Source organism: Flagellimonas meridianipacifica, assembly GCF_003001695.1.
In the GTDB taxonomy this organism is placed as follows: Bacteria; Bacteroidota; Bacteroidia; order Flavobacteriales; family Flavobacteriaceae; genus Flagellimonas; species Flagellimonas meridianipacifica.
Window position 1 is genome coordinate 61167 of record NZ_PVYX01000002.1, and the last position, 25020, is coordinate 86186.

Below are 25020 nucleotides of genomic sequence, written 5' to 3' on the forward strand. Positions count from 1 at the left end.
GTTATCTTTGCCAACCTGATAAAAACTAACCATAGCTTTGATTAGACTTCACGACAAGTACTTCAAACCCTTTTTAAGAGAAGCTCAGATTCTGGAAGCTATTGATAAGATTGCCCATCAAATAGCGGAAGATTATAAGGATAAGGTACCTGTTTTTGTGGGTGTGCTCAATGGGGCTTTTATGTTTGTTGCCGATTTTTTGAAGGCCTATCCACATCCTTGTGAAGTATCTTTTGTTCGTTTGAGTTCATATCAGGGGTTGACATCTACAGGTATTGTGGAAAGCCTATTGGACATTCCTGAGGATGTTGATGGGAAAAGTGTCATTATTCTTGAAGATGTTATTGACACCGGAAGAACCTTAAAACAGTTGGTGCATCTATTTTCAAATACCAATGTAAAAGAGTTTAAAATTGCCTCTCTTTTTTACAAACCTGAAGTATATAATGGAGAATATACAATCGACTATGTAGGTTTGGAAATCCCGGATAACTTTATTGTAGGATATGGATTGGATTACAATGAATTGGGGCGTAATTTAAGGGAAATATATCAACTTAATGAATCACATATGATTAACCTAGTGCTATTCGGAAAGCCAGGAGCTGGAAAAGGAACCCAAGCCGGATTTTTAAAAGAAAAATACAACCTAAAACATATTTCCACTGGGGATGTTTTTCGTTACAACATGAAGAATGGTACCGAATTGGGAAAGCTCGCCAAGTCTTATATTGATAGAGGGGATTTGGTGCCCGATGAAGTCACCATTGATATGTTAAAGGACGAAGTGGAGAAAAACCCTGAGGCTGGAGGATTCATTTTTGACGGATTCCCAAGAACCGCAGCACAGGCCGAAGCATTGGATAATTTCCTTGAGTCCAAGGACATGCAAGTGGATGCTACCATTGCACTCGAAGCAGAAGATGATATTTTGGTGGCCCGCTTGTTGGAACGTGGAAAGGAAAGTGGACGTTCAGATGACCAAGATGAAGATAAAATCCGAAATCGTTTTGACGAATACAATGCGAAAACAGCCCCCTTGCGCGCCTACTACGAAAAACAAGGAAAGTTTCATTCGGTCAATGGAATCGGTGAGATTTCGGAAATCACAGAGCGTTTGGGCAAAGTGATTGATTCATTGGAGTAATTCCTAGCCTTCTTTACATTTTTTTGATATACGATGACCGAGGGTAATTTTGTCGATTATGTGAAAGTGCATGTTGCCTCTGGGAATGGGGGCAAAGGTTCTGCGCATCTACACCGTGAAAAATATGTGGCCAAGGGAGGTCCCGATGGAGGGGACGGCGGTCGTGGAGGTCATGTTATTCTGAAAGGCAACAAGAATCTTTGGACATTGATCCATTACAAATTCAAAAAGCATTTCAAAGCAGGCCATGGAGAACATGGTAGCAAAAACCGCAGCACAGGAGCGGACGGTGAAGATGTGTATTTGGAAGTTCCTTTAGGAACAGTGGTTCGAGACACCGAAACCAATAAGGTGTTGTTTGAGATTACGGATGATCAGGAAGAAAAAATCATTTTGGAGGGTGGTAAGGGAGGCCGAGGGAATTGGCACTTTAAAAGTCCTACCAATCAGACTCCGAGATACGCACAACCGGGAATCCCAGGGGGAGAAACCCAAGTAACCCTTGAATTAAAGGTTTTGGCTGATGTAGGTTTGGTGGGTTTTCCAAATGCTGGAAAATCAACCCTTCTATCCGTTATGACTTCGGCTAAACCCAAAATCGCGGACTACGAGTTCACCACCTTAAAACCTAATCTCGGTATTGTGCAACACCGTGATTTTTCGAGCTTTGTGATGGCCGATATTCCAGGAATTATTGAAGGGGCCGCGGAAGGAAAAGGTTTGGGACATTATTTTCTTCGACATATTGAGCGAAATGCCACCCTACTTTTTTTAATTCCTGCGGACAGCAATGACATTTCAAAGGAATATGAAATTTTGCTTGATGAATTAAGGCGCTACAACCCAGAACTTTTGGATAAAGATAGGTTAGTGGCCATATCTAAATGTGACATGCTGGATGAAGAACTAATGGCCGAAATGAAGGTGGAATTGGATAAAGACCTCAAGGGTACGCCCTATTTGTTTATTTCTTCCGTAGCTCAAATGGGGATTCAGGAGTTAAAGGATAAACTCTGGGCGCTTTTAAACGATTAACCCTTACAAGATTGCTTTTAAAGGCATAGATTCAGTAACTTTAGTATATAAATTTCAAAAGAATGCGATTTGTTCTTGGGTTGGCTATTTTGATGTTGATTGTCTCTTGCAGTGCGGTAAGGGTAGACTATGATTTTGATCGTAATGTGGATTTCTCCAAATATTCTACCTACAACTACTTTTCAGATATGGAAACCGGATTGACCCAATTGGACGAAAGAAGATTGCTTCGGGTTTTGGATTCCACCTTGAAAACAAAAGGCTATCAATTGGCCGAAGAGCCTGACTTCTTTATTAATATTTTAAGCAATGAATTCCGTAGTGCTCCAAACAATGCTGTAGGTGTCGGTATTGGTGGCACCGGGAGAAATGTTGGGGGTGGGGTTTCACTTGGAATACCTGTGGGGAATTCCAGTTTGCAACGCATGATTCAATTTGATTTTGTAGACGCTGATCGTGATGCGCTTTTTTGGCAGGCCTTCAGTGAAAGTGGCTATAGAGACAATGGATCTCCAAGTGTGAGGGAAGATAAACTTCGGGCTGTGGTCAAAAAAGTGTTCTCCAAGTACCCACCAGAGAAGAAATGACTCCCGCTAAAGCTTCAGAAATTACCGCTTGTCATATTTAACTACCTGTAGGGAGTCTCCTCTCATATTTTTGTCCTCGAAGTTTGTAACAAACACTCACTAGGATGAGTCTTATTTCAGGTAAACTACTTCTTAACAGAGAAAATTAAATTACTACGAATGAAAAAAACACAAAAAACGAAACAGATTTTTGGAACCCTATTTTTCTTGGCTTTTGGTATTATGTCCCAAGCTCAGGAAGTTGTGGGGTCCTGGCATGGTACAATTGAAGTGCAAGGAGCGGAAATGCCTTTGGTATTCAATGTTTCAGAAGAAGAGGGGGTTTTATCAGCTACTATGGACAGTCCCTCCCAAGGAGCAACTGGAATCCCAATGGATGAGACCACTTTTGAAGACAGTCAACTTACAGTAGTTTTTAAGCAAGCTGGCATCAAATACGTGGGAACAGCAAGCGGCGATAAAATGGAAGGTACATTTTTTCAAGGCGGTATGGAATTACCATTAAATCTTGAAAAAAAGGAAAAAACAATTCCAGGAAATCCTGATTTGGTGAGCTCGGAGGCTGAGCTATTGGAATTGGCCTCATTGGACCAAGGGGATTATCGCTATAAAGTTGAGGATTATTTTGCTCGCCCTAAAGCGTCCACTTTTAGGTTTTCTCCGGACGGAAAATATATGTCGTACCGTGAGAAAGATGAAAACGGCAAAAGACATATCATGGTGAAGGAAATAGCATCGGGAGAGGTAAAAAGAGCCATTGAGGAGAAAGAAGAGTTGGTGCGTGGCTACGGCTGGATAAGCAATAATAGACTTGTCTATGCAATGGACAAAGGCGGGGATGAGAATTACCACATCTATGCTGTTGATTTGGATGGGAGCAATTTGAAAGACCTTACCCCTTTTGATGGAGTTCAAGCGCAGTTTACTGAACTCCTAAAAGAAGACAAGGACCACATTATTGTTTCCATGAATAAAAACAATGCACAGGTTTTTGAACCTTACAAGGTAAATGTGAATACAGGGGAGTTAAAACAACTGTTTTCCAATGAAGACCCCGCCAATCCCATTGTAGGCTATAACTTTGATAAGGATGGAAATTTGAAGGCCTATACTAAGATTAGGGATGGCGTTGAACAAGACCTCTATTACGAAGATGGGAATGGAGGTTATAAGGTGATTAAGAGTTTGAATTGGAAGGACGCTTTCTCCATTCTTGACTTTAACTATGCTTCGGACAACCCCAATGATGCTTATATGGTTTCCAATTTGGATAATGATAAAGCTGAAGTGATCTTATATGACTTAAAAGAAGGCAAGATTCTAAAAAAAGTGTTCTCAAACGACAGGTACGATGTGCAGGATATGGGAATCTCAAGGAAGAGGGGTTACGAAATGGACTATTTTCAATATGAGGGGGAGAAAACAGAAATTGTACCTGTAAGCGACTTCTATAAACAGTTCCATGCGAAAATCATAGACCGTTTTCCCGGGAAGCAATATTCTATAGCCGACTTTACTGATGAAGAGGACCAATTCTTGATTTTCATCCAAAGCGACAAACTCTATGGGGAGTACTACTCATACAATCAGAACACGGATGAATTCAAATTCCTATACAACTTAATGCCTCAGCTAAAGGAAGAAGATATGTCCGAAATGCGCCCAATTAGCTTCAAAAGCAGGGATGGACTCACATTGCACGGGTATATTACCTTACCGAAAGCTGCTTTGGCTGGTGAAAAAGTACCATTGATTGTGAATCCGCATGGTGGGCCACAGGGAATACGGGACTCTTGGGGTTTTAACCCGGAATCTCAATTGTTTGCTAGTAGAGGTTATGCAACACTTCAGGTAAACTTCAGAATTTCGGGAGGATATGGTAAAGAATTCTTGGAATCTGGATTCAAGCAGATAGGAAGAAAAGCGATGGACGATGTAGAGGATGGAGTTGAATATGTTATCGATCAAGGCTGGATAGACCCTGGCAAAGTGGCTATTTATGGAGGAAGCCATGGAGGATATGCAGTACTTAGAGGACTTACCAAAACACCAGACTTGTATGCATGCGGAGTGGACTATGTGGGAGTCTCCAATCTATTCACTTTTATGGAGACCATTCCGCCTTACTGGAAGCCCTACCTAAAAATTATCAAAGAGATTTGGTATGATGAAGACATTCCAGAAGAAAAGAAAATTATGGAGGAAGTATCCCCGGTCTATCAAATTGATAAGATCAAAAAGCCTTTGTTCGTAGTACAGGGGGCCAATGATCCCAGAGTAAACATTGACGAATCCGACCAGATTGTGAGTGCTTTACGAGGCAAAGGATTTGATGTTCCCTATATGGTAAAGTATGATGAAGGCCATGGATTTGGAAAAGAAGAGAACCGGATAGAGCTATACAAGGCAATGATGGGCTTTTATGCCAAACATTTGGGTAATCAGGAAATCCCAAAACCTTTGAAGGATTAACAAATACACATCAATCAAAAAATGAAAAGGAGCCTTCGGGCTCCTTTTTTACTTTTTTAGTTTAGGTCAAACAGGTGGTTACCGTTTAAGCATTTGTTTTTGCCACTGGTCATAAATTGGTTTTGTGCCCGCCGTTCTTGTGATAGTTTAGCCGTATAGAACAACTTAAAATCCAGATATGATAACTCTAGCAAAATTGATAATGACACTTTTGACCTCACTTTTTCTAATAATCTTCTAAACCTTATTAAAATGAAACTAAGAAAAGATCAATGGATTGTACTGGGATTGGGAATGGCCTGTGTTGCAATCGCCTTATATTTAAGGAGTACTGAGTCTGGGTACAGTAAGTTCTTTCCAATTTTTTATGCAGGAACTTCCATGATTTGGATTGCATTTATAAATGACAGACGTTCTTGTAGGGCAAAGCGAAAGAATACAGAATCCAAAAGAAAATAGATTATGGAACGGAAAGAAAAAGTACTCGCAGTTCTAGCATCCTTTACATTCACCATAGTTGGGTTTTTTCAAATTGACCAATCTGAAAATAGGGCTTTAGCTGGGCTTTCATTTTTGACCGCTGCATTGTTTTTTTATCAGGCTTTCGGAAGGAAGATATTGTCCTCTTGTTCGTTTTCCACAATCAAGAACGAATCAAAAAGCATGGTGGCAGGCGACGGTAAAGCAGTTTTAAATCGGAATCAAGCGGTTAAAGTAGCTTTTATAACCTTTTTAGCTGTAGTTATATGCTTCGGTATTGGTTTTGGTGTTGGGAAGCTTCTATACCACGTTATCCACTAAAAACTTCCTAAAGTCAATATATTTGATGTCGAAATAATTACGGATGAATATTACCGAGAAAAATCAAAATACCATTTTTTGGGTGCTCCAGTTTTTGGGGTGGGGCTTCATCAATAGTCTTTCACTTTTTGTGGTAAAAGAGAAGAACACCTCTTTAATGGTTTACTCCATTGTCTTTGGTATTTTCATAAGTGTTTCTACAACCTCCCTTCTTCGCTGGTACTTGAAGAGAAATGTAAGTTTTGAATCGTTCGATGTAAAGGATTTTTTTAAGATTACCGTTTCATTTTTGGTTACTTGTTTCCTCTTTGGGGGTATGAATTATGCCTTTGGATACCTTTATGGAAAGTTTGGACCGGAACATACGGACGCGGAAATCCAGTTGTATAAGGCCTATAATGCGGTGTGGCTTCAGATTATCAACGCCCTTTTTATGGTTGGTGCATGGCTTGTTACCTATTTGGTAATCAAACTATTGCTCAAACTGAACAGGGACCGCATAGAACGACTGGAGTTGAACACTAATCTTAAGCAGGCACAGCTCAATACGCTTAAAGGGCAAATCAACCCCCACTTCATGTTCAATAGTCTTAATAATATTAGGGGTCTTATGTTGGAAGATGTTGATAAATCCCGTGAAATGCTAACCAAATTATCGGAAATTCTTCGGTATTCCATGACCAAAAACAACATCAATTCAATCCCTGTTGAGGAAGAACTTGAAGTGGTGGATAATTATATTGATTTAAGCAAGATTCAATTTGAAGACCGATTGGAATTTATAAAAGATGTTGATTCAAGTACTTTAGGGCTTGATATTCCACCCATGGTAATACAACTCTTAGTAGAAAACGCCGTGAAACATGGCATTTCCAATTTAAAACACGGTGGAAAAATCATATTGAGTATAAAGAAGGATGCCGAATTATTAAAGATAGAGGTAAAGAATACCGGCAAACTACAGATTGCGCATAACACTACTCAGCTAGGATTAAAAAATATTAGGCAACGTTTGAAGTTGCTTTATGCTGATAAAGCATCCTTTTATTTAAGCGAGATAGCAGACGAGGTTGTAGCACTTATTAAAATTCCCTTGGCATGAAAATGAAAGCTGTGATTGTTGAGGATTCGCGTTTGGCCCGTCAGGAACTTAAGGAGTTGCTAAAGCAACATGACGAGGTAGAATTAATAGGGGAGGCAGGAAATGTGGATTCAGGGTATGAGTTGATCCAGAATGAGCATCCCGATATTTTGTTTTTAGACATCAATATGCCAGAAAAGGATGGCTTTGAACTTTTGGAAATGCTGGATGATGTCCCTATCACCATTTTTACCACAGCCTTTGATGAATATGCGATAAAATCCTTTGAATACAATGCTTTGGATTATTTGTTAAAGCCCGTAAACGCAAAGCGTTTTGCCTTGGCCCTAGAAAAGGCAGAAGCAAAACTGAATGAAAAAAAGTCGCAAAATGCCAAAGGAAATCGTCTTTCGGCAGACAGTCAAATTTTTATAAAGGATGGGGAAGCCTGCTGGCTCATAAAAATAGGTGAGATTTCCCATTTTGAAATTGTTGGAAACTATACGCGTGTCTTTTTCCAGGATAAAAGACCACTACTTTACAAATCTTTGAACCAAATTGAGGAAAAACTACCCGAAGATTCCTTTTTTAGGGTAAATCGACAGCAGATAATCAATACCAACTATATTGAGAGCGTCGTACCTTGGTTCAATGGGAAGTTAAAATTGAAAATGAAGAATGGGGACGAAATAGAAGTTTCCAGACGACAATCCTATATTTTCAAAGACAAAATGAGTCTATAGAAAGAGGCCATCTTAAAAGAGTGAAAATCGTCATTCTGAATTCATTTCAGAATCTCAATATTATGAAATTGAAATATTTAAGAGAACCTGAAACAAGTTCAGGTTGACGAAACTTTATTTTTAAGATAGCCTCTTTTAAGTTAAGCCCTGAGTATATCCTTATATCGGTCCTTATATCCAATAAGTACAATAATATTCAAAACGAGCATTCCTATAGCCGGACCAATGTCGGCAGGAGCAAGCGTGGCATGAAAAAGTACTGCGTTCACAGAGACACTCATCAAAACAATCGCCATAAGCGCTCCATAACGGTTGAGAACAAGGGCCAATCCTGCTAAAACTTCAACAAGACCCACTAAATCCAGCGTCTTACTTGCTGAAAGGGAAATAAAATAATCTAGGGGAGGTCCAGTAAGTTCAAAGGGGGGTAAAAACTCATAGAATTTGTTTACTCCAAAAACCAGCATCACGATGCCAAGGAGCAATCGAACCACCAAAAAAATTTTTGAATTCATCAGTTTGAATTTTTAGGTTAGATACTAAATGTACTTAATTTTTATCAACCTACTGAAAGATGGGTGGTTACATGGATTTCAAGAGTCCTCCATCTATGGGGATATTGGTGCCCGAAATATAACCAGCTTGTTCCGAAGCCAAAAAGGTGACCAGAAACCCATATTCTTTGGGCCTACCGATGCGTTTCGCTGGAACCTGCTCTTCCATGGCACTTCTTACTTTGTCAGGAGAAATCCCCATTTTCTCTGCCTTCTTCGCATTAAGTGAGGCAATCCTATCGGTATCAAAATAACCAGTCAATACGCTGTTTACAGTAATATTGTCCTTACCTACATCATAGGCCAGACTTTTGGCCCAAGTAACCATTGCTGCTCGAATTGAATTGGAAAGTGCCAAATAATTCAATGGCTCCTTGACCGAAATTGAAGCTACATTGATAATACGGCCCCATTTTTTTTGAAGCATTCCCCTAAGTGCGTGTTCAGTGGTCAGCACAACCGACTTAAATAGTAAATCAAATGCTTTTTGGTAGTCAGAAACGGATTTTTCCAGTGCCCCGCCGGCTTCGGGACCTTGGGTGTTGTTTACCAAAATATCTACGGTTTGGTTTTCAAAAAACATGGATATTCTTTGAGTAAACCCGTCAAAATCTGAAAAATCGACTACCAAATACTGGTGGTTTTGGCCTTTGGTGGTATCCATTTCGTCCACAACCGTTTTTAGAGCCTCTTCGTTTCGGGCCATTACGGTAACGTTGGCGCCGCTAGATGCCAACTGTAAGGCAATTGCCTTTCCAATGCCTTTGCTACTGCCTCCCACTAGGGCATTTTTACCGAGTAAAGAAATATTCATATCTACTTATATTCTGCTCGTACCGGGTTGAAAACATCCATCAATTTGCAAGGTGTCAGAGCTTTGCCGCCATGCGGAACGTTCGAAGGAATTACCACAACATCACCGGCATGATAAATCGCGGTTTTTCCATCTAAGGTAAACTCAAAATCACCTTCAACCACATGCATTATCTGTTCATTGACATGATGGTGCTCGGGTACTGCGGCCCCTTCTTCCACATCCCAGAAAACCCATGTCATGCTTTCAGAATGTACAAGTTTGCCATGGTATCCAGGCATTATTTCCTTTGAGGGAATTTCAGATAGATTCATTTGCACTATTGTTTTTCTATAAAGCTAAAAATACTGAAATAGGCCATTAAGGCCAACTCCTCCCTCTTATCTTAAAATTAACAGTGTCCCAGCTTAAGGAAACCCAAATACAAACGACATTATTTGTGTTTTAACCCTTTTATGAGACTTGTATTCTTACTTATTTTTTTGAGTGCTTTCCCGATTTTTAGTCAACAATCGCAAATGGAAAGGGCTTCGAGTTTGTTTGCCCAAAAAAAATACCAGCAAGTAAAAGCTATTCTGCAGGATGAGGTAAAACAGAATTCCTCTCCCGAGGTGAAAGCGCTTTTGGCAGAAACCCATGGAAATCTGCGAGAATGGGACGCAGCCATAGCTTTATATGAAGATTTGGTGGCCCTATTTCCAAGGGATGCAGAACTACAGTTCAAATATGGAGGGGTTATGGCCAGAAAAGCGGAGAGTGGTAGCAGGGTAAAAGCGTTGATGTTGGTCGGGAAAATCAAGAAGAGTTTTCTAAAATCCGCGGATTTGAACCCCAAGCACATTGACGTAAGATGGGGCTTGATTGAATTTTATACCACAGTACCGGCTATTCTAGGTGGAAGTACCTCCAAGGCTTTTCAATGTGCCAGGGAGCTTTTGAAAATATCTCCGCTTGAAGGTCATTTCGCTTTGGCATACCTGTATGATTTGGAAGATGAACCACAAAAGGCCCAAGAAAACTTAAGGAAGACCGTCCCATATTTTAAAAACCTGCAAACCGTAGAGCGAAATCAGCTCAACTATCTTATTGGAAAGGTGTGTGGTGACTTTAATGTGGATTTGGAGAATGGGATTGAACGGATGAAAACCTACATTCAAGATTATGGCGTAAAGGATGGAGTGCCTGTTTCAAAAGCATACTATCAAATGGCAAAGCTATATCGCTTAAAGGGCGATAGACCAGCAGCCAGTATCTGGATAAAAAAGGCATTACAATCGGATTCAAAATCCAAACTGGCTTTGGAAGAGCGAAAAATCATCAATATGCTCTAAGGCGAGGTAAAAACTTCAAAATATTTTTTGGTGCAATAGCTATCTTTGGCGGGTAAATTCAATTTATGAAGATTCATTTCATAGCCATTGGCGGTAGCGCTATGCATAATTTGGCCCTCGCCTTGGCAGATAAGGGATACGAGGTAACGGGCAGCGATGATGTGATTTTTGAACCCTCGAAGGGCAGACTAGCTGCTAAAGGCATATTACCCGCTGAATTTGGATGGTTTCCTAATAAAATCCACTCAGAATTGGATGCTGTCATATTGGGAATGCATGCAAAAGCCGATAATCCGGAATTAATACGAGCACAAGAGCTTGGAGTTCCCATGTATTCGTATCCAGAGTTTTTGTATGAACAATCCAAGGATAAGACCCGCGTGGTCATTGGTGGAAGCCATGGGAAAACCACAATAACCTCCATGATTCTGCATGTGCTCCAATACTGTAACATAGAAGTGGATTACATGGTTGGTGCCCAGTTGGAAGGTTTTGATAGGATGGTGCATCTGACCACTACCAATGATTTTATTGTGCTTGAAGGCGATGAATATTTGTCCTCTGCCATTGATAGAAGACCAAAATTTCATTTGTATCAACCGAATATTGCCCTATTGAGCGGAATTGCCTGGGATCATATCAATGTGTTCCCAACTTTTGAGGGGTATGTGGAGCAGTTCAAGATTTTTGTTGACGGAATAGTCAAAGGAGGTAGCATTACCTATAATGTCGAGGATAAAACCTTGAAGGCGGTGGTTGAATCTTCTGAAAACACTATACGCAAGTTTCCATATGAAACTCCAGAATACAAAGTTGAGGATGGGCTTACCTTATTGGATACCCCAGAGGGTGAAATGCCTATTGAAATTTTTGGAAAGCATAATTTGAACAATCTGGCCGGTGCCAAATGGATTTGTCAACAGATGGGAGTGGATGAGGCCGATTTCTATGAAGCTATTGCTTCATTTAAAGGTGCTTCAAAACGGATGGAGAAGATAGCGGAAAGAGGTAGCACAGTAGTATTCAAAGATTTTGCCCATTCTCCAAGTAAGGTTAGAGCCACTACCTCTGCGGTGAAAGAACAGTATCCTGATAAAAGATTGTTGGCTTGTCTGGAACTGCATACCTATAGCAGTTTAAATGCTGAATTTTTAAAGGAATACGAAGGCGCTTTGGATGAGGCGGACCAGGCAGTTGTTTTTTATTCTCCGGATGCTGTTAGAATTAAGGGACTGGAAGAAGTCACCGAATCCCAGATTCGGGATGCTTTCAAAAACCAAGACCTTAAGGTTTATACTGACCCTAGCGCGTTTCAACGGTTCCTTTTCGGCAAAAACTTGGATGATACAGCTTTATTGCTCATGAGCTCTGGCAATTATGGGGGACTTGATTTTGACCAGCTGAAATAAGAACAGATATTTGGTTTGGTTTAGGATTTTGATTTTATCTCATTATAAACTTTTTCAAGTCTTTCCCAATACTTCTCGCACATCCATTTTAGGGTTAAATACGAACTTTCGATTCCAATTTTTTTTGCCATATCCCTTTTCGATAGTGATTCTTTAATTTGATTAACCAACCATTCTTCATCGAAACCGGCCCATTCTCCAGCCACGTTCATTAAGTTTGGTTGAAGGATAGGAAAAACCTCGTATTTGTCTATTTCCCTTACTTTCTCGAAAGAATAGGGACTTTCAATTATTTTATGGGCTATATGTATGAAATCCGATTCTTGAAGTTCGGTATCAAGGTAAAAATCAGACAGCGCAATCCAAATAGGTTTCCTCTCTTCTATATTCAAATTTTCACTTATTAAATGTATGTGATGATATTCAGCATATTTGTATCAAAGTCCACCACAATAATGTTCGAGCGATTTTTATTGTTTTTGCATTGCCTTTAGTTTTCTTTTCAATCTAAATGCAATAATTGTAGGAATCAGAGCAATCAACAATCCAATTAACAATCCCTGGGTTGTAAATTTCATGGTTTGTGGCGTGTCAATGTCGTGTCTATGATTCCATATTTCTACAATTTTACCTTCGTCATTAATTCTAAAAACATTTATTATCGGAATTGTCCCTGACCCGAAGACTACTTTGCCTAAAAAAGTTGAAGGTTTATAGGTAGCCTCCCATCGGGTAGCGACAAGGTCTCCTTCGGCTATTTGATAATTAATTTTGGAATCCCAAGTTCCGTTATCCCAAAAGCGGTCCGCTATTATTTTTTGCTCTATAGCCGGCTCGGTAACCCCCTTTCTGTCACCGATATCATGAACAACGTATTCTTTGGCAACATAGTCAATGTATTTATCAGTATTGTTGGTAAACCAAAGGTCTTGATAAAAATTACGTGCAATTTCTTTGTTCTTGTCCAGTTCATTACTTACTGATAAACTGTCTTTTTGGGAATAGGCAGTAATGCTCAATGCGAACATTACTAAAAACGATAATACTCGTATCATAGTTGATGGATTTATGTTATCTATTGGTTTTTGCTGTGATTTGCGGTGGTATAGGAGGATAATGAATTTTACCACCTGGACAAATCCAGTTCGCGGGGGTTTGTAGGCTGAAAGTTAATAAATTACAGCCACAAATTCTAGCAGATATCAGGAGTATCCCTATTTCTTGAACGTCACATTTTTTCCTTTAACCAGCAACCATAAACCCAATGCAACCTCTGATAGCATGGGTATGATGAATATCCACCCAAGTATTTGTATTAAGCTTTGAAATTGAGGACTTAGCAGATTGAACAAATGAATAAGTATATATCCAAAAGATCCTATTAATAGGAAGATGGAGAGTATTTTGGGTACATAATTGGATTTTAACCCAAGGTATCCAAGAAAAAAGATATGAAGCGAAAAAATTATTAGCCCTATGGACCATGAAGAATCAAAACTCCTAAGAAATAACCAGGTCTGTGACTCGAAGTGCGCATAACCAATTGTCGTTAAATGATATTCCGAGCCAATTAGTTCCAGGACATGGTTGAGGTTTAAGATAGAGGTTCCCAAAATAGCGGTATAAACTATTCTTAACCAAGCGGCAAGTAAGGAAATTCTTTTATTGACGGGGCTTAAATAAACATATAACCCCCAGGCAGCAAGTATATCACAAATCAGGACTACTATCCAACTTAGAATACCCAACCTAAAAAGCATCTGATTGCTTTTTACGTTATTGATTGAAGCTGTGGGATTTTCCAATTCTATTAAAGGGCCAATCGTAAGATCGGTAGCAGCTACTGCTGCTATGGTCATGAACAAAAGTGCATAACCTGCAACCTTTGCAGCTATACGTATTGATATTTCTGATTGAACACTTTTCACGTATGATTTTAACTATTCATCTATCAGTTGTAACCGATCTAGGCTATGAGTAGTTGCAAGGTTTAGTATTTAACTTTGCAAAACACAATAATCTGAAAATCCATAGGGATTTTAAGAAGAAGGCGATAACAAGCAATTACTTATAGCCATTATTGTAGCTGGTTTTTATTTTAAAAAGAGTTGCAAAAATCTCAAGTCCAGCCATTTGTCAAATTTAAATCCAATCTCCTTAAAAGTCCCTATTTCCTCAAATCCAAAGTTTTTATGAAATTCAAAACTTTTTTCATTCGAACCGTCAACTCCGGCAATCATTGTATGAAAACCATTGTCTTTTGCCAATTCGATAAGTTTTGACAAAAGCTTTTTTCCAACTCCGTTAGCTCTCATATCCCTATGAACATAGATAGAATGTTCAACACTAAATTGATAGGCTGCCCATGGCCTAAAGATTCCATAAGTCCCGAATCCTGCAACTCGATTCTCAATTTCGGCAACAATTATTGGCATTTTGTCAATTTGCTTTTTTTCAAACCACACCAATTGCTGCTGGTAAGTCCTTTTTTTATAATCATAGAGCACTGTAGAATTTAGGATTTCGTAATTCACGATATCCAAAATTTCGGTAACATCTCTTTCTTCAGCTTTTCGGATTATGATTTTCACAATATGATTATCTAAAATTGGCTAGAACAGAAGGTTATGGCTTATTTACAATTTTGATAGTAATTTTCTATTCAAACTCAATACTTTCCCCATCTTCGGGAATAAACACTTTTCCCGATAGACTGATACTCTCAACTTCATTTCTTAAATAGCTCCTTTTTGTGGGACAGTGATTTACAGCCTCCAAATGATTGGCAATCACTGTTTCCGGAGCGTTCTTGACAAACTTTAAGATATCATCCATTCTCATTAACAATGGTTGAAATATATCTAATTGCGCAGTTCCACTCGCAACTACCGAAATATCTGGTTTCAATTCAGTCAATACCTTATGAACATCTTCCGTGTATATAGTATCAGAGCTTAAATAAATGGATTTTTCACTTGGCAATTTTAAATAATAGCCCATCACATTCCCCATGGGTTTGGAAACAAATCCATAGCCATGCTTTGCTGGGATTCCACGAATCTTACCTCCCAAAAAATCCGTTTCTTCCCAATAGTCTACGGTTTGAACAACATTCAAACCTCTTTTTTTCAAAATCGACTCATCCAGCACGCTGCAAATGACAGGGGTTTGGTTTGAAAGAAGAAATTCTTCAGCTTTTTTGTCCAAATGGTCAGGATGGAGGTGTGTGATTAGGCAATGGGTCGTTTTTTCTACAATTTTCATGGCATTCGAGGGCAAATCTACAATCGGATTCCTTCTAGGTTTAAATCTGAAAAGGGTAAATGGAGGGCCTGCTTTTCCCTTTTTGGCCAGCATTGGGTCAACTAAAATGGTTGACTCGCTAGTTTCTATTACCATTGTTGCATTTCGCAAGTGATATATCTTCATTTTTTCACGTATTACTTATCCGTTTATTATTTGGAGCTAAAACTGCCACGGGGTTACCTATTTTATATACACCTATTCCATTCGTTTTACTTTAAGCCGTCCGTATAATGCCCTTTATGCTTTCCCCTTGAAAATTTTTCGGTATTAAAGTCATTGGACTTACCCTTTGGAATGGACAAGCTTTGCCATTTTTTTCCTTTGATCATTCTCCCGATGTACACAATTTGCCCTATGTGATAGGCGTAATGCATCATCTGCCTGTTTATTGCTTCAACTATGGAATGGCTTTGATTCCTAATGAGGATTTCAGTCTGAAAGTTATTAGTGTTAACCGAGTTTATTGCTTGGAAAAGACAGGACCATCCATCATGCCACTTTTTAAGCAATTCTTCCTTTGATTTAATTACTGATTCAAATTCCGAGTCTCTATCTCGCCATTCTTTTTCTCCATCGGAAACTAAAAAATCGGTCCATCTGGATTTCATGTTTCCCCAAAGATGATTGACAACAACTGCAATCGAATTGCTTTCTTCGTTGAACTGCCAAAACAGTTCCTGTTCATTAAGTTGAGCGAAAGTTTTCTCTCCAAGTATTTTGTAGTACTCAAATTGCTTTAAGACGCTATTTAGGTAGTTTTCTTCCATGTTTTTTTGTTCACCACAACAGTCTTTCTATGATTTGTGCTCCACAAAACCTAGGATATTTCACGCTTCACCCTAGGCGTATTTAAAAATACGGTAAACATAGCTGCTGCTGGTTTCTCAATTTGAAGTTAGCAAATTGTGAGTATAAATTATGGCTATGGTTAGGCTTCCGTTCTGTTTATTCGGTAGGTATCGGTAAATTATGTTGCCGTAGGAAAGATAACTTATCCCAATATCCTCTTTGAAATTTTATTTTCCCATTTTCAAATTGAAAGAATCCACAACCACGCAGTCCCAATGGGTCTTTCCATTCCAAGATACCCCAATCGTTATCCTCAAAGATATTCTCAATTATACAAGTCATATCCGCTTGATTAAACTCATTTTGAAACATTTCTCTGATAGCGGTTTTTCCAACCACAGGTTGATGAGTCACTTGATGGTTAATAGCGTCATCTTGATAAAACTCTGAAATCTTTTCAGCGTTTCCTTCGTTAAAAGCCTTTACCCATTCTTCGATTAATTGTTTTGGTCGCATTGATGTAAGTTCGTTCTGTTAGTTTACTATAAAGGATTCTAGGGCTTTCCAATTCCAAAATCAAAGGAACTGTCCACTATCCTTCTTATGGTGGCAATTTGCCCACAATGCCACATGGTGTGTTTTATGTTCCAATCTATTGTGTCAAATATGGTTTTAGCAATCGGATGAGGAACTTTGGTCGGTTTGACGGCTTTTTTCAAGTCGTTGTCGGATAGTGATTCAATTACTTTTAAAGACCGTAATTGCATATACTCCAAATGCTCCGTTAGCTGCTTGGGATTGGTTTTTCCTACCATATCCTTCGCAAGGGTGTCATAGTTACACATTTCGGTATAGAGACGTAAATTCAGCTTTTCAATTACTTCAGGAATATGCCCTACTGTAGTCATAACTGTATGGTAATAAATACTGATGGTTTGATGACCGACCTGCCAACTTAAATTTGAGTCAATTCCGTTTGCCAGGGTATCCCATTTCTCATGTGGTACAGGGGAAATCAACTTTTTAGTCCACTCAAATGCGGTTTTCGTTTGTTTGGTGAGGATTTGGATTTCTGTCATTTTATTGGTTTTGAATTCTGCTTTGCGAGCGCGATTTTATTGGCTAGGGCTTTGTGGTCTGCACAGATATTCTTTAGTAAAATGAAACTACAAAAAATCAAGTTATGCACAGCTATGGGTGGTGTTCATCTTTTTGCCCACTTTTTGTTTTTTTAAACATAAACACCAAATCATCATATGCTGGATGCTGAAGTAAACCAAGATTAATGAATCCAGCTTTTTCTGCTGCTCTTGTGGAGGCTTTGTTGGCCCTTGCAATTGGTGCAACAACTGCTTCACAATTTCCGCTTTCCAATATATAATCAGAAAGCTTTTTTAATACTTCGGTAGCAAATCCCTTTCCCCAATATTCTGGAAGAAAGGCACAAAAGATTTCGACTTCTTCGTTTTCCAAAAGAGTGAATCCTGAAACGCCAATAAACTCGTTGTTCTGGTCTTGTGTGACAGCATAGGACAAAAGTGGTTTTTCTGATTCATATAGGCCAATAGTGGTTTCAAGTAAATCCGAAACCCCTTTTTCCGTCAATATTTCTTCAGGAAAAGTCATATGTCGGGTTACAGCTTTATTGCAAAGCAATTCAACAAGCTTTTCCCTGTCTCTTAACTCCAATCTTCGGATTGCAGTTCTATCGGAATTTAAGACTTTAAATGGTTTCATTAGTCATTTTAATTGAACCCAACGGTGATAAAGATTCGGTTGTTTAAATCTTTATAAAAACCTTTAGCAATTCTATAAATGCAGCGAGGATAAAACAAATTACGCATTTGTACTCAAGTACAATTGAGTACAAACATTTCTTTTTATAAATGAATAGTAAACCCTTTGTTTTTCAATGATTTACTTCAGATTTGATTACATACGACTATTTGTTTTTTATTGCCACCATAATTGGGAAACTACTATATTTAGTGCATGCAAGAAAAGAGCCTTTCCATCAAAAATTGGGCTGATGACGACAAACCCAGAGAAAAGTTGGCACAAAAAGGACGTTCTGTACTTTCAAATGCAGAACTTTTGGCTATTTTAATTGGGTCAGGCAACAGACGTGAGACTGCGGTACAACTTTCTCAACGTATTCTTTCCACCGTGGACAACAATCTAAGCGAACTCGGAAAACTGTCCATTGATCAACTAAAAAAATTCAAAGGAATAGGAGAGGCTAAGGCCATTACCATTGCGGCAGCCTTGGAGGTAGGCCGTCGTAGACAGGGTAAGGAAGGAATCAAAGTAGAAAAAATTGGCAGCAGCCATGATGCTTTTACATTGTTGTATCCCTTTATCGGAGAATTAGAACATGAAGAGTTTTGGGTAGTCTATTTGAACAACTCCAACAAGGTGATTCATAAATCCCAGTTAAGCAAGGGGGGCATTACGGGAACCTTGGTAGATGTACGCTTGGTACTGAAACGAGCGTTGGAGCTTGGTGCGGTAGCCATTATTTTAGCACATAACCACCCCTCCGGGAGTACAAAACCAAGCACATCTGACAAACAGATAACCAAAAAGCTAAAAATTGCGGCAGAAGCTTTGGATTTAAAGGTTTTAGACCACCTAATTTTAGCCCAACACGAGTATCTTAGCTTTGCCGATAAAGGAATACTTTGAACATGTTGCTCATATACAGCCATAAAATCACCAACCGCCTTACCTATGTGACCAAACAGATTTTTGAGGGAATTTTGGGGGTTGATACCACACTGACCACCAGGGTGGAAGATTTTATAAAACATGCAGGTCCCAAAATAACCTATACTAAGCAGGCCTTACAGAACGAATTTTTTATGCGCAGCAATGACCTTTTGTTTGAACAGGGTATCAATGATTTGGACATTCGTGTTTCTGATTGGGAGGGTGTTCCTTGTTTTTTTGCCACCGATGAGAAAAGCGCCATACCCTATGATATTTTTTCAGCTAGTTTTTTTCTGTTAAGTCGGTACGAAGAATACCTTCCACATGTTAAGGACAGTGTTGGCCGCTACCCTGCGAAAGAAAGTCTGGCTTTCAGGAATAAGTTTTTAGAGATACCGGTTGTGGACCTCTGGGCCTATAAGTTGTTCAGATTGCTCAAAGTACGTTTCCCTGATATCCAATCCAAAAAAAGGAAGTACAATTTCACCAGTATAGTCAATGTAACAGCATCCCATTGCTATGCACATCGCGGTTTGGTCCGTTCTTTGGGAGGATATTTACTGGATTTTGGAAAGCTTCGTTTTAGAAGAATGGTCAAACGTACTACCGTACTATTAGGCCTTTCCAAAGACCCATATGACAACTTTGAAAAACTGGTCCAGATACATAAAAGATTTAAGGCAAAAAGTATGTTCTTCTTTCAATTTGCCGAGTATTCTGCCCACGATAAAAACATTTCACCGAACAATAACAAGTTCCGGTACTTAATTAAATCCATTGCCGATTATAGTGTTGTATCACTGAGCACCTCGTTTTTATCATCTACGGACAAAACGGTTCTTATTGAGGAGAAAAAAGGTCTTGGCGGTTTGATTCATAGACCCATAAAGTATGCAAGACTCCGTTATAATCGTGTAAATGTGCCCAATACCTATCGTACTCTGATTGAATCAGAGTTCACTGATGATTTTTCTATGGGTTATACACATCAGATTGGTTTTAGGGCAGGTACTTGTACCCCTTTTCATTTTTATGACATTAGTCTTGAATCCAAGCAGCCCCTAAAGGTTCATCCTTTTGCAATACATGATTACGCCCTGCTGGATTGTAAAAAACCCAATGAGGTATTCGATAAATTGGATACTATCTTTAGAAACACAAAAGAGGTAAAGGGCAGTTTTGTTGTCATTTTTTCCAATGAACTCCTAGGGAGCAAACATAGAATCCCTTGGATTTTGCTCTATGAAAATCTATTGAAACGTTATCATGTTTGAAGGAGTTGAGGATATTTTTTTTGATTTGGATCATACGCTTTGGGACTTTGAATTGAATTCTGCCCTTACTTTCAAAAAAATATTGGTTGAAAATGAGGTCGATGTGGAAATAACTTCTTTTTTAGAGGTGTATAGACCTATAAATCTCTCCTATTGGAAAGTGTATAGGGAAAACAGGATTAGCAAAGAAGACTTGCGCTACAACAGATTGAAAGAAACGTTTGATGCCCTCGGATATGAAGCTTCGGATGAATTGATATTTATCCTTTCTGAGCGATACATCAATTATTTATCCACTTTTGGCAATCTTATTCCCAATGCAAGGCAAGTGCTTGAGTATTTGGCTCCAAAATATAATCTACATATAATCACCAATGGGTTTCGCGAAACCCAAAGAAGTAAGATAAGAAACTCCAACATTCAACATTTTTTTAATGAAATCATTGATTCTGAGACCGCAGGGGTGAAAAAACCACATCCTCAAATTTTCGAAGCAGCATTGAAATTGGCGGATACCTCAGCAAAGAGGTCGTTAATGATAGGGGATAATCGTGAAGCTGATATTATGGGAGCGCAAGCCCTAGGTATGCAGGCACTTCATTTTAATTTTCACAATGAACCTAAGCACCAATTGTGTAGAATCATTAACAATTTGGACGAAATAAAAAACCTTTTATAGAGTTATAGTAGGGTAGTAGTAAAGCCTATTTGTTTTTTATAAAAGAATTGCGACCATGCGACCCACCTTGTCCTTACTATTCACCTTGGTGATTCCCTTGATTTTATGCCTTTCTTGTTCGGAGGAACAAGATTTTGACCAATTTGATGATTTAAACATCAATCCTGCCGTTGCCTCTAGTATTTTTTCGTTTGTAGCAGATGAGGACTTTATAAACACATTAACGGCCGTTAACACTTTTTATACCCAAACTTTCATTTTTGAGGCGTTTAGTGAACAATTTGTTGCAGAAAGATTGCTCGAAGGTACCATAACATATGAGTTTGAGAACACAACCAGCAAACCCCTAAATATAATTGTAGAGTTTTTGGATGCTGGTGATAATGTGTTGGATTTTGAAAATTTCAATATTGCCCAAGGCCCCAATGAAACGCAAACTCGAAATGTGGAATACGGTCCAAACGGAAAACCACTTGATATTTTAATCAACACTGCAAGTATTCGGGTAACGGGAAGAAACCTTGGTGATACCGTGAGTGTCTCACCAGAACAAGACGCTAGGGTTACCATGCAATCGGCTGCTGAATTTATATTCGAATTAGTGGAATGAGGTGGTTAAAGTGTCTGGCATTGGTTCCCTTGCTTGGAACCTACATATTAAGTGCTCAAAACAAGCAACTACTTTACGATTTCTATGAAATTCCCCAATCCCTAATGGTAAATCCTGGGGTCAAAGCCAATGAAAAATGGCATGTTGGCATTCCCGTTTTATCCGGAATTTCTTTCCAAGCGGCAACTAGTGGCGTAACGGTAAATGATTTATTTGCCAATGACGGTATAGATTTTAATATCAAAGTAAGGGAAAGAGCAATTAATTCCTTGAGCCGTCGTGATGATTTTAGCAGCACGAGCCAAATAGAGGTTTTCAATGTTGGTTTCAGGGGTAGAAACAGGCCTGATGATTACTACAGTTTTGGTATGTATGGTGAGACCGATATTATAGTATACTGGCCTCGAGATTTGGCCATACTCGCCTTTGAAGGCAATGGAGGGGCCAATATTGGTAGCAGCTTTGACCTGGGTCACCTTAACGTGCGGGGAGAAATGTTGAACGTGCTCCACTTTGGCATCAACCGGAAAATAGATTCGGAACTTACTGTAGGGGTCAGGGCTAAGCTATATTCCAGTATTTTCAATTTTAAGTCCACCAATAATTCGGGATCATTCAGAACTTCTCCAGGAGAACAGAACATTTTAGAAAACTCAATTGAGGCCGATATGCAACTTCAAACCGCCGGAGTGGATGAATTTTTGGATATCATAGATCAAGGTACTGGTACTAGAAGGAGAGACACGCGAAACTTGTTTACCAGAAGGGCATTGCTGGGAGGAAACCTTGGGTTGGGCTTCGATGCCGGATTTACCTATAAACTGAACGAACAGACTACAATAACTGCAAGTATCTTGGATGTAGGTTTCATCTACAATACGAAAGATGTAAGAAACTTCACTTTAGAAGGTGCTGCATCCAATGAAGGAATCAATGTTTTCTTACCTGAGGACGTTGATAACTTAGGAACGGATTTATGGCAAGAGTTGATAGATGAAATAGAGGCAGCGGTCCCTTACGATGAGAATAGCAATGGCTACATTTCCTTTAGGCCGGTTAAGGCTTATGGCTCAATCCGATACGATTTTGGCGAAGGTAGCTCCAAGACTTCAACAATAGACTGTGGTTGTGCAATAAACGTAGTAGGGGGAAGGAGTGAACAGTATTATCGCAATAGTATTGGAGGGCAGTTATTTCTTCAAAAAAGACCTTTAGGAATACAACCAGCAGTTACCGGATTTTATCAACGAAGATTTGGCAGGTCATTATCCATAAAAGGGGCTTACACTGTCGATAAATATTCATTCTCAAATGTTGGATTGGGTTTAAATCTTCAGGCAGGGCCTATCAATTTCTATATTCTAGGGGATAATCTCTTGGCATACAGAAATGTGGCGGATAGTCACTACGCATCCCTCCAATTTGGATTTAATATCATATCTTGGAACGGTAATTGATTACCGTTTATCATGAAAACCAAATGTTTCGTATCCCTAGTGTTTACAATAGTAATGAGTTGTAGTGTATTCGCTCAGTTCAATGACTACAAGTACATTATTGTGCCTAAAAAGTTTGATAACTTTAGAAAAGAGAACATGCATCAAACTAGCACTTATATAAAGTATTGGTTGACTGAAAAAGGATTTAATGTGGTATATGATGATGCCTTACCTGATGATTTGTTTAGCGATAGGTGCCTAGGTTTGATAGCTAGCTTGCAAGATATTTCTTCACTTTTTGCCACTAGAGTTTCTATCGTATTCAAGGATTGTCGGTCTGTTGAAGTATTTAGGACTGTTGAAGGCAAAAGTAAGTTGAAAGAGTTTAGGGCCGCTTATTCGGAAGCTATCCAACAAGCTTTTGTTTCTTTGGACGGCATAAATTACCAATATCAACCAAGGAATGAAAAAACGGAATCTTCGAAAGAGGAAACTTTGATATTGAATTTCAAAAACGATGTCAAAACGTTGAAAAAAGAATCGAAAGATGTTATTTTGGAACAAAAGGCAACTCAGGAAGAACAAGTTTATAAGGCTATTAAACCTAAACCAGCAATGATGGATGACGAAGCCAAAGAAACCGCTGAGGCCGAAGAATCAAAACAAGTGGTACTTGAACATGAATATACAACGGAGAATCAAACCTATAAAGCTATAGAACCTAAATCTGGCATATCGGGTCTATTGTACGCCCAACCCACTCAAAATGGATTTCAATTGGTGGACAGTTCTCCAAAAATTAGATATAAACTGGTGGAGACTTCTGTTAAGGATTTTTACTTGGTCTCAGAAGGTGACAAAGCAGGGGTTGTTTTTCAAAAAGATGGGAAATGGCGTTTAGAATATGTTGAAAATGGGGTAATGATGGTTGAAGAACTTACTATTAAGTTCTAGTATCCGTATTTTCCCTTCCATCGTTCCTTCAGAAAATTACGCATACCGTTTTCCCTCGGATTTCCTCCTGGGTTGTAGAATGTAGTACCTGAAAGCTCCTCAGGTAAGAATTCAAACTCCACAAAATTGTTTTCATGGTCATGGGCATATTGATACCCTTTTCCATATTCAAGCTCTTTCATCAATTGTGTGGGAGCATTTCGTATTTCCAAAGGAACTGATAAGTCTCCTGTTTGACGGACAGTCTGTTGAGCTTTATTTATGGCCATGTAGCTTGCATTGCTTTTGGGGGAACTGGCAAGATAGGTCGCACATTGGCTTAAAATGATTCGTGCTTCGGGGTAACCAATGGTATTTACGGCTTGAAATGTTGAGTTGGCCAGTACTAAGGCAGTTGGATTGGCATTTCCTATATCTTCGGACGCCAAAATCACCATCCTTCGGGCTATGAACTTTACGTCCTCACCACCTTCAATCATACGCGCTAGCCAATACACCGCTGCATTGGGGTCACTACCACGAATGGATTTGATAAACGCAGATATGATATCGTAATGTTGTTCTCCGGTTTTGTCATAGAGCACCGTGTTTTTTTGAACCTTTTGCAATACCATTTCATTAGTAACGGTAATGGGTTCCGAAGTCTCAGAATTGACGATAAGTTCGAAGATGTTCAGCAGTTTTCTTCCATCGCCACCCGATAATCTCAACAAAGCCTCTGTTTCTTTTAATTTTATTTCTTTGGATTTTAAGAGCACATCCGATTGAATCGCCCTTTTTAGTAAGGCTTCTAAATCTTCTTTGGTAAAGGGGTTCAGTACATAAACTTGGCATCTGGACAATAATGCCGGTATTACTTCAAAACTTGGATTTTCTGTCGTTGCACCGATTAAGGTAATCCATCCTTTCTCCACAGCACCTAATAATGAGTCTTGCTGGGATTTACTGAATCTATGAATTTCATCAATGAACAGAATCGGATTTTTAGCAGTAAAAAGGCCACCACTCTGTTTGGCTTTTTCAATTACCTCTCTAACATCTTTTACTCCACTATTTATGGCACTAAGGGTATAAAATGGCCTTTTACTATCGTTTGCCATAATCTGAGCCAAAGTAGTTTTACCCGTTCCAGGCGGTCCCCAAAGAATCAAGGACGGAAGGGTTCCATTCTTTATTTGTTGGGTAAGAGCTCCATTTTCACCCACCAAATGTTGTTGGCTAATATAACCTTCAAGTGTTTTGGGCCGTACGCGTTCCGCTAGTGGTTCGTTCATAATACTAAAAGT

29 protein-coding genes are annotated in these 25020 nt (G+C 39.1%); 16 read left to right on the forward strand and 13 right to left on the reverse strand.

Annotation, left to right across the window (positions count from 1 at the left end; all coding sequences use genetic code 11):
• Positions 1-37: 37 nt before the first annotated feature.
• From CLV81_RS10070 to CLV81_RS10105, 8 genes are all read left to right on the forward strand, one after another.
• Positions 38-1147, forward strand: a complete 1110-nt coding sequence (locus CLV81_RS10070; protein ID WP_106145015.1) for an adenylate kinase — start codon at positions 38-40, stop codon at positions 1145-1147.
• A 33-nt stretch (positions 1148-1180) separates the two neighbouring features.
• Positions 1181-2182, forward strand: a complete 1002-nt coding sequence (gene obgE / locus CLV81_RS10075) for a GTPase ObgE (protein WP_106145016.1) — start codon at positions 1181-1183, stop codon at positions 2180-2182.
• A gap of 62 nt (positions 2183-2244) precedes the next feature.
• Positions 2245-2769, forward strand: coding sequence for a DUF4136 domain-containing protein (locus tag CLV81_RS10080; protein WP_106145017.1), 525 nt, complete (start codon positions 2245-2247; stop codon positions 2767-2769).
• 222 nt (positions 2770-2991) lie between these two features.
• Complete coding sequence (locus tag CLV81_RS10085) at positions 2992-5241, forward strand: S9 family peptidase (RefSeq protein ID WP_106147453.1); 2250 nt, start codon at positions 2992-2994, stop codon at positions 5239-5241.
• A gap of 252 nt (positions 5242-5493) precedes the next feature.
• Entirely contained in the window at positions 5494-5700 is a 207-nt protein-coding gene (locus CLV81_RS10090; protein ID WP_106145018.1) for a hypothetical protein, read from the forward strand.
• Between the two features lie 3 nt (positions 5701-5703).
• Positions 5704-6042 carry a hypothetical protein gene (locus CLV81_RS10095; RefSeq protein WP_106145019.1) on the forward strand — a complete coding sequence of 113 codons (339 nt, stop codon included), beginning with the start codon at positions 5704-5706 and terminating at the stop codon, positions 6040-6042.
• Positions 6043-6085: 43 nt separating this feature from the next.
• Entirely contained in the window at positions 6086-7144 is a 1059-nt protein-coding gene (locus CLV81_RS10100) for a sensor histidine kinase (RefSeq protein ID WP_106145020.1), read from the forward strand.
• The gene (locus tag CLV81_RS10105) at positions 7141-7866 is read left to right on the forward strand and encodes a LytR/AlgR family response regulator transcription factor (RefSeq protein ID WP_106145021.1); all 726 of its coding nucleotides are present in this window, start codon (positions 7141-7143) and stop codon (positions 7864-7866) included. The genes CLV81_RS10100 and CLV81_RS10105 overlap by 4 nt, the downstream gene beginning before the upstream one ends.
• A gap of 140 nt (positions 7867-8006) precedes the next feature.
• Here CLV81_RS10105 and CLV81_RS10110 read toward each other — a convergent pair whose 3' ends face one another.
• The 3 genes from CLV81_RS10110 to CLV81_RS10120 form a co-directional block, all read right to left on the reverse strand.
• Positions 8007-8381, reverse strand: a complete 375-nt coding sequence (locus CLV81_RS10110) for a DoxX family membrane protein (protein WP_106145022.1) — start codon at positions 8379-8381, stop codon at positions 8007-8009.
• 67 nt (positions 8382-8448) lie between these two features.
• Positions 8449-9234, reverse strand: coding sequence for an SDR family oxidoreductase (locus CLV81_RS10115; RefSeq protein WP_106145023.1), 786 nt, complete (start codon positions 9232-9234; stop codon positions 8449-8451).
• Positions 9235-9236: 2 nt separating this feature from the next.
• Positions 9237-9548, reverse strand: a complete 312-nt coding sequence (locus CLV81_RS10120; RefSeq protein WP_106145024.1) for a cupin domain-containing protein — start codon at positions 9546-9548, stop codon at positions 9237-9239.
• A 204-nt stretch (positions 9549-9752) separates the two neighbouring features.
• On the opposite strand from CLV81_RS10120, the gene CLV81_RS10125 reads away from it, so the two are divergent.
• Together CLV81_RS10125 and CLV81_RS10130 are read left to right on the forward strand one after the other, a co-directional pair.
• Positions 9753-10565, forward strand: a complete 813-nt coding sequence (locus CLV81_RS10125; protein WP_158259110.1) for a tetratricopeptide repeat protein — start codon at positions 9753-9755, stop codon at positions 10563-10565.
• Between the two features lie 65 nt (positions 10566-10630).
• Positions 10631-11974 (forward strand): UDP-N-acetylmuramate--L-alanine ligase, encoded by a 1344-nt coding sequence (locus tag CLV81_RS10130; protein ID WP_106145026.1) that lies wholly within the window; start codon positions 10631-10633, stop codon positions 11972-11974.
• Between the two features lie 20 nt (positions 11975-11994).
• On the opposite strand, the gene CLV81_RS10135 is transcribed toward CLV81_RS10130, so the two are convergent.
• The 9 genes from CLV81_RS10135 to CLV81_RS10175 all read right to left on the reverse strand — a co-directional run bounded on the left by CLV81_RS10135 (position 11995) and on the right by CLV81_RS10175 (position 17806).
• Positions 11995-12366: a DUF7079 family protein gene (locus tag CLV81_RS10135; protein WP_106145027.1), complete on the reverse strand. Its 372-nt coding sequence runs from the start codon at positions 12364-12366 to the stop codon at positions 11995-11997.
• A 78-nt stretch (positions 12367-12444) separates the two neighbouring features.
• A complete protein-coding gene (locus CLV81_RS10140; RefSeq protein ID WP_146129877.1) occupies positions 12445-13029 on the reverse strand; it encodes a nuclear transport factor 2 family protein in 585 nt (194 codons plus the stop codon).
• Between the two features lie 159 nt (positions 13030-13188).
• Complete coding sequence (locus CLV81_RS10145; protein WP_146129878.1) at positions 13189-13902, reverse strand: DUF4386 domain-containing protein; 714 nt, start codon at positions 13900-13902, stop codon at positions 13189-13191.
• 165 nt (positions 13903-14067) lie between these two features.
• Entirely contained in the window at positions 14068-14565 is a 498-nt protein-coding gene (locus CLV81_RS10150; RefSeq protein WP_106145030.1) for a GNAT family N-acetyltransferase, read from the reverse strand.
• Positions 14566-14632: 67 nt separating this feature from the next.
• On the reverse strand, positions 14633-15403 hold the full coding sequence (locus CLV81_RS10155) for an MBL fold metallo-hydrolase (protein ID WP_106145031.1): 771 nt from the start codon (positions 15401-15403) through the stop codon (positions 14633-14635).
• 86 nt (positions 15404-15489) lie between these two features.
• Complete coding sequence (locus CLV81_RS10160) at positions 15490-16047, reverse strand: DUF1572 family protein (RefSeq protein ID WP_106145032.1); 558 nt, start codon at positions 16045-16047, stop codon at positions 15490-15492.
• Between the two features lie 178 nt (positions 16048-16225).
• Positions 16226-16585, reverse strand: coding sequence for a nuclear transport factor 2 family protein (locus tag CLV81_RS10165; protein WP_106145033.1), 360 nt, complete (start codon positions 16583-16585; stop codon positions 16226-16228).
• Positions 16586-16623: 38 nt separating this feature from the next.
• Positions 16624-17148 carry a DinB family protein gene (locus CLV81_RS10170; RefSeq protein WP_106145034.1) on the reverse strand — a complete coding sequence of 175 codons (525 nt, stop codon included), beginning with the start codon at positions 17146-17148 and terminating at the stop codon, positions 16624-16626.
• A 112-nt stretch (positions 17149-17260) separates the two neighbouring features.
• Entirely contained in the window at positions 17261-17806 is a 546-nt protein-coding gene (locus CLV81_RS10175; RefSeq protein WP_106145035.1) for a GNAT family N-acetyltransferase, read from the reverse strand.
• A gap of 255 nt (positions 17807-18061) precedes the next feature.
• Here CLV81_RS10175 and radC point away from each other — a divergent pair, with 255 nt between their 5' ends.
• The 6 genes from radC to CLV81_RS10205 are packed head-to-tail and all read left to right on the forward strand — an operon-like array spanning position 18062 to position 23734.
• The gene (radC, locus tag CLV81_RS10180; protein WP_106145036.1) at positions 18062-18754 is read left to right on the forward strand and encodes a RadC family protein; all 693 of its coding nucleotides are present in this window, start codon (positions 18062-18064) and stop codon (positions 18752-18754) included.
• Between the two features lie 2 nt (positions 18755-18756).
• A complete protein-coding gene (locus CLV81_RS10185) occupies positions 18757-20052 on the forward strand; it encodes a polysaccharide deacetylase family protein (protein ID WP_106145037.1) in 1296 nt (431 codons plus the stop codon).
• Complete coding sequence (locus tag CLV81_RS10190) at positions 20045-20731, forward strand: YjjG family noncanonical pyrimidine nucleotidase (RefSeq protein WP_106145038.1); 687 nt, start codon at positions 20045-20047, stop codon at positions 20729-20731. Before CLV81_RS10185 ends, CLV81_RS10190 begins: the two co-directional genes overlap by 8 nt.
• Positions 20732-20786: 55 nt before the next feature.
• Entirely contained in the window at positions 20787-21341 is a 555-nt protein-coding gene (locus CLV81_RS10195) for a hypothetical protein (protein WP_106145039.1), read from the forward strand.
• Positions 21338-22798 carry a DUF5723 family protein gene (locus CLV81_RS10200; protein ID WP_106145040.1) on the forward strand — a complete coding sequence of 487 codons (1461 nt, stop codon included), beginning with the start codon at positions 21338-21340 and terminating at the stop codon, positions 22796-22798. Before CLV81_RS10195 ends, CLV81_RS10200 begins: the two co-directional genes overlap by 4 nt.
• 12 nt (positions 22799-22810) lie before the next feature.
• Positions 22811-23734, forward strand: coding sequence for a hypothetical protein (locus CLV81_RS10205; RefSeq protein WP_106145041.1), 924 nt, complete (start codon positions 22811-22813; stop codon positions 23732-23734).
• Here CLV81_RS10205 and CLV81_RS10210 read toward each other — a convergent pair.
• On the reverse strand, positions 23731-25008 hold the full coding sequence (locus tag CLV81_RS10210) for a replication-associated recombination protein A (protein WP_106147455.1): 1278 nt from the start codon (positions 25006-25008) through the stop codon (positions 23731-23733). The two genes, CLV81_RS10205 and CLV81_RS10210, sit on opposite strands and share 4 nt — an antisense overlap.
• Positions 25009-25020: the final 12 nt, after the last annotated feature.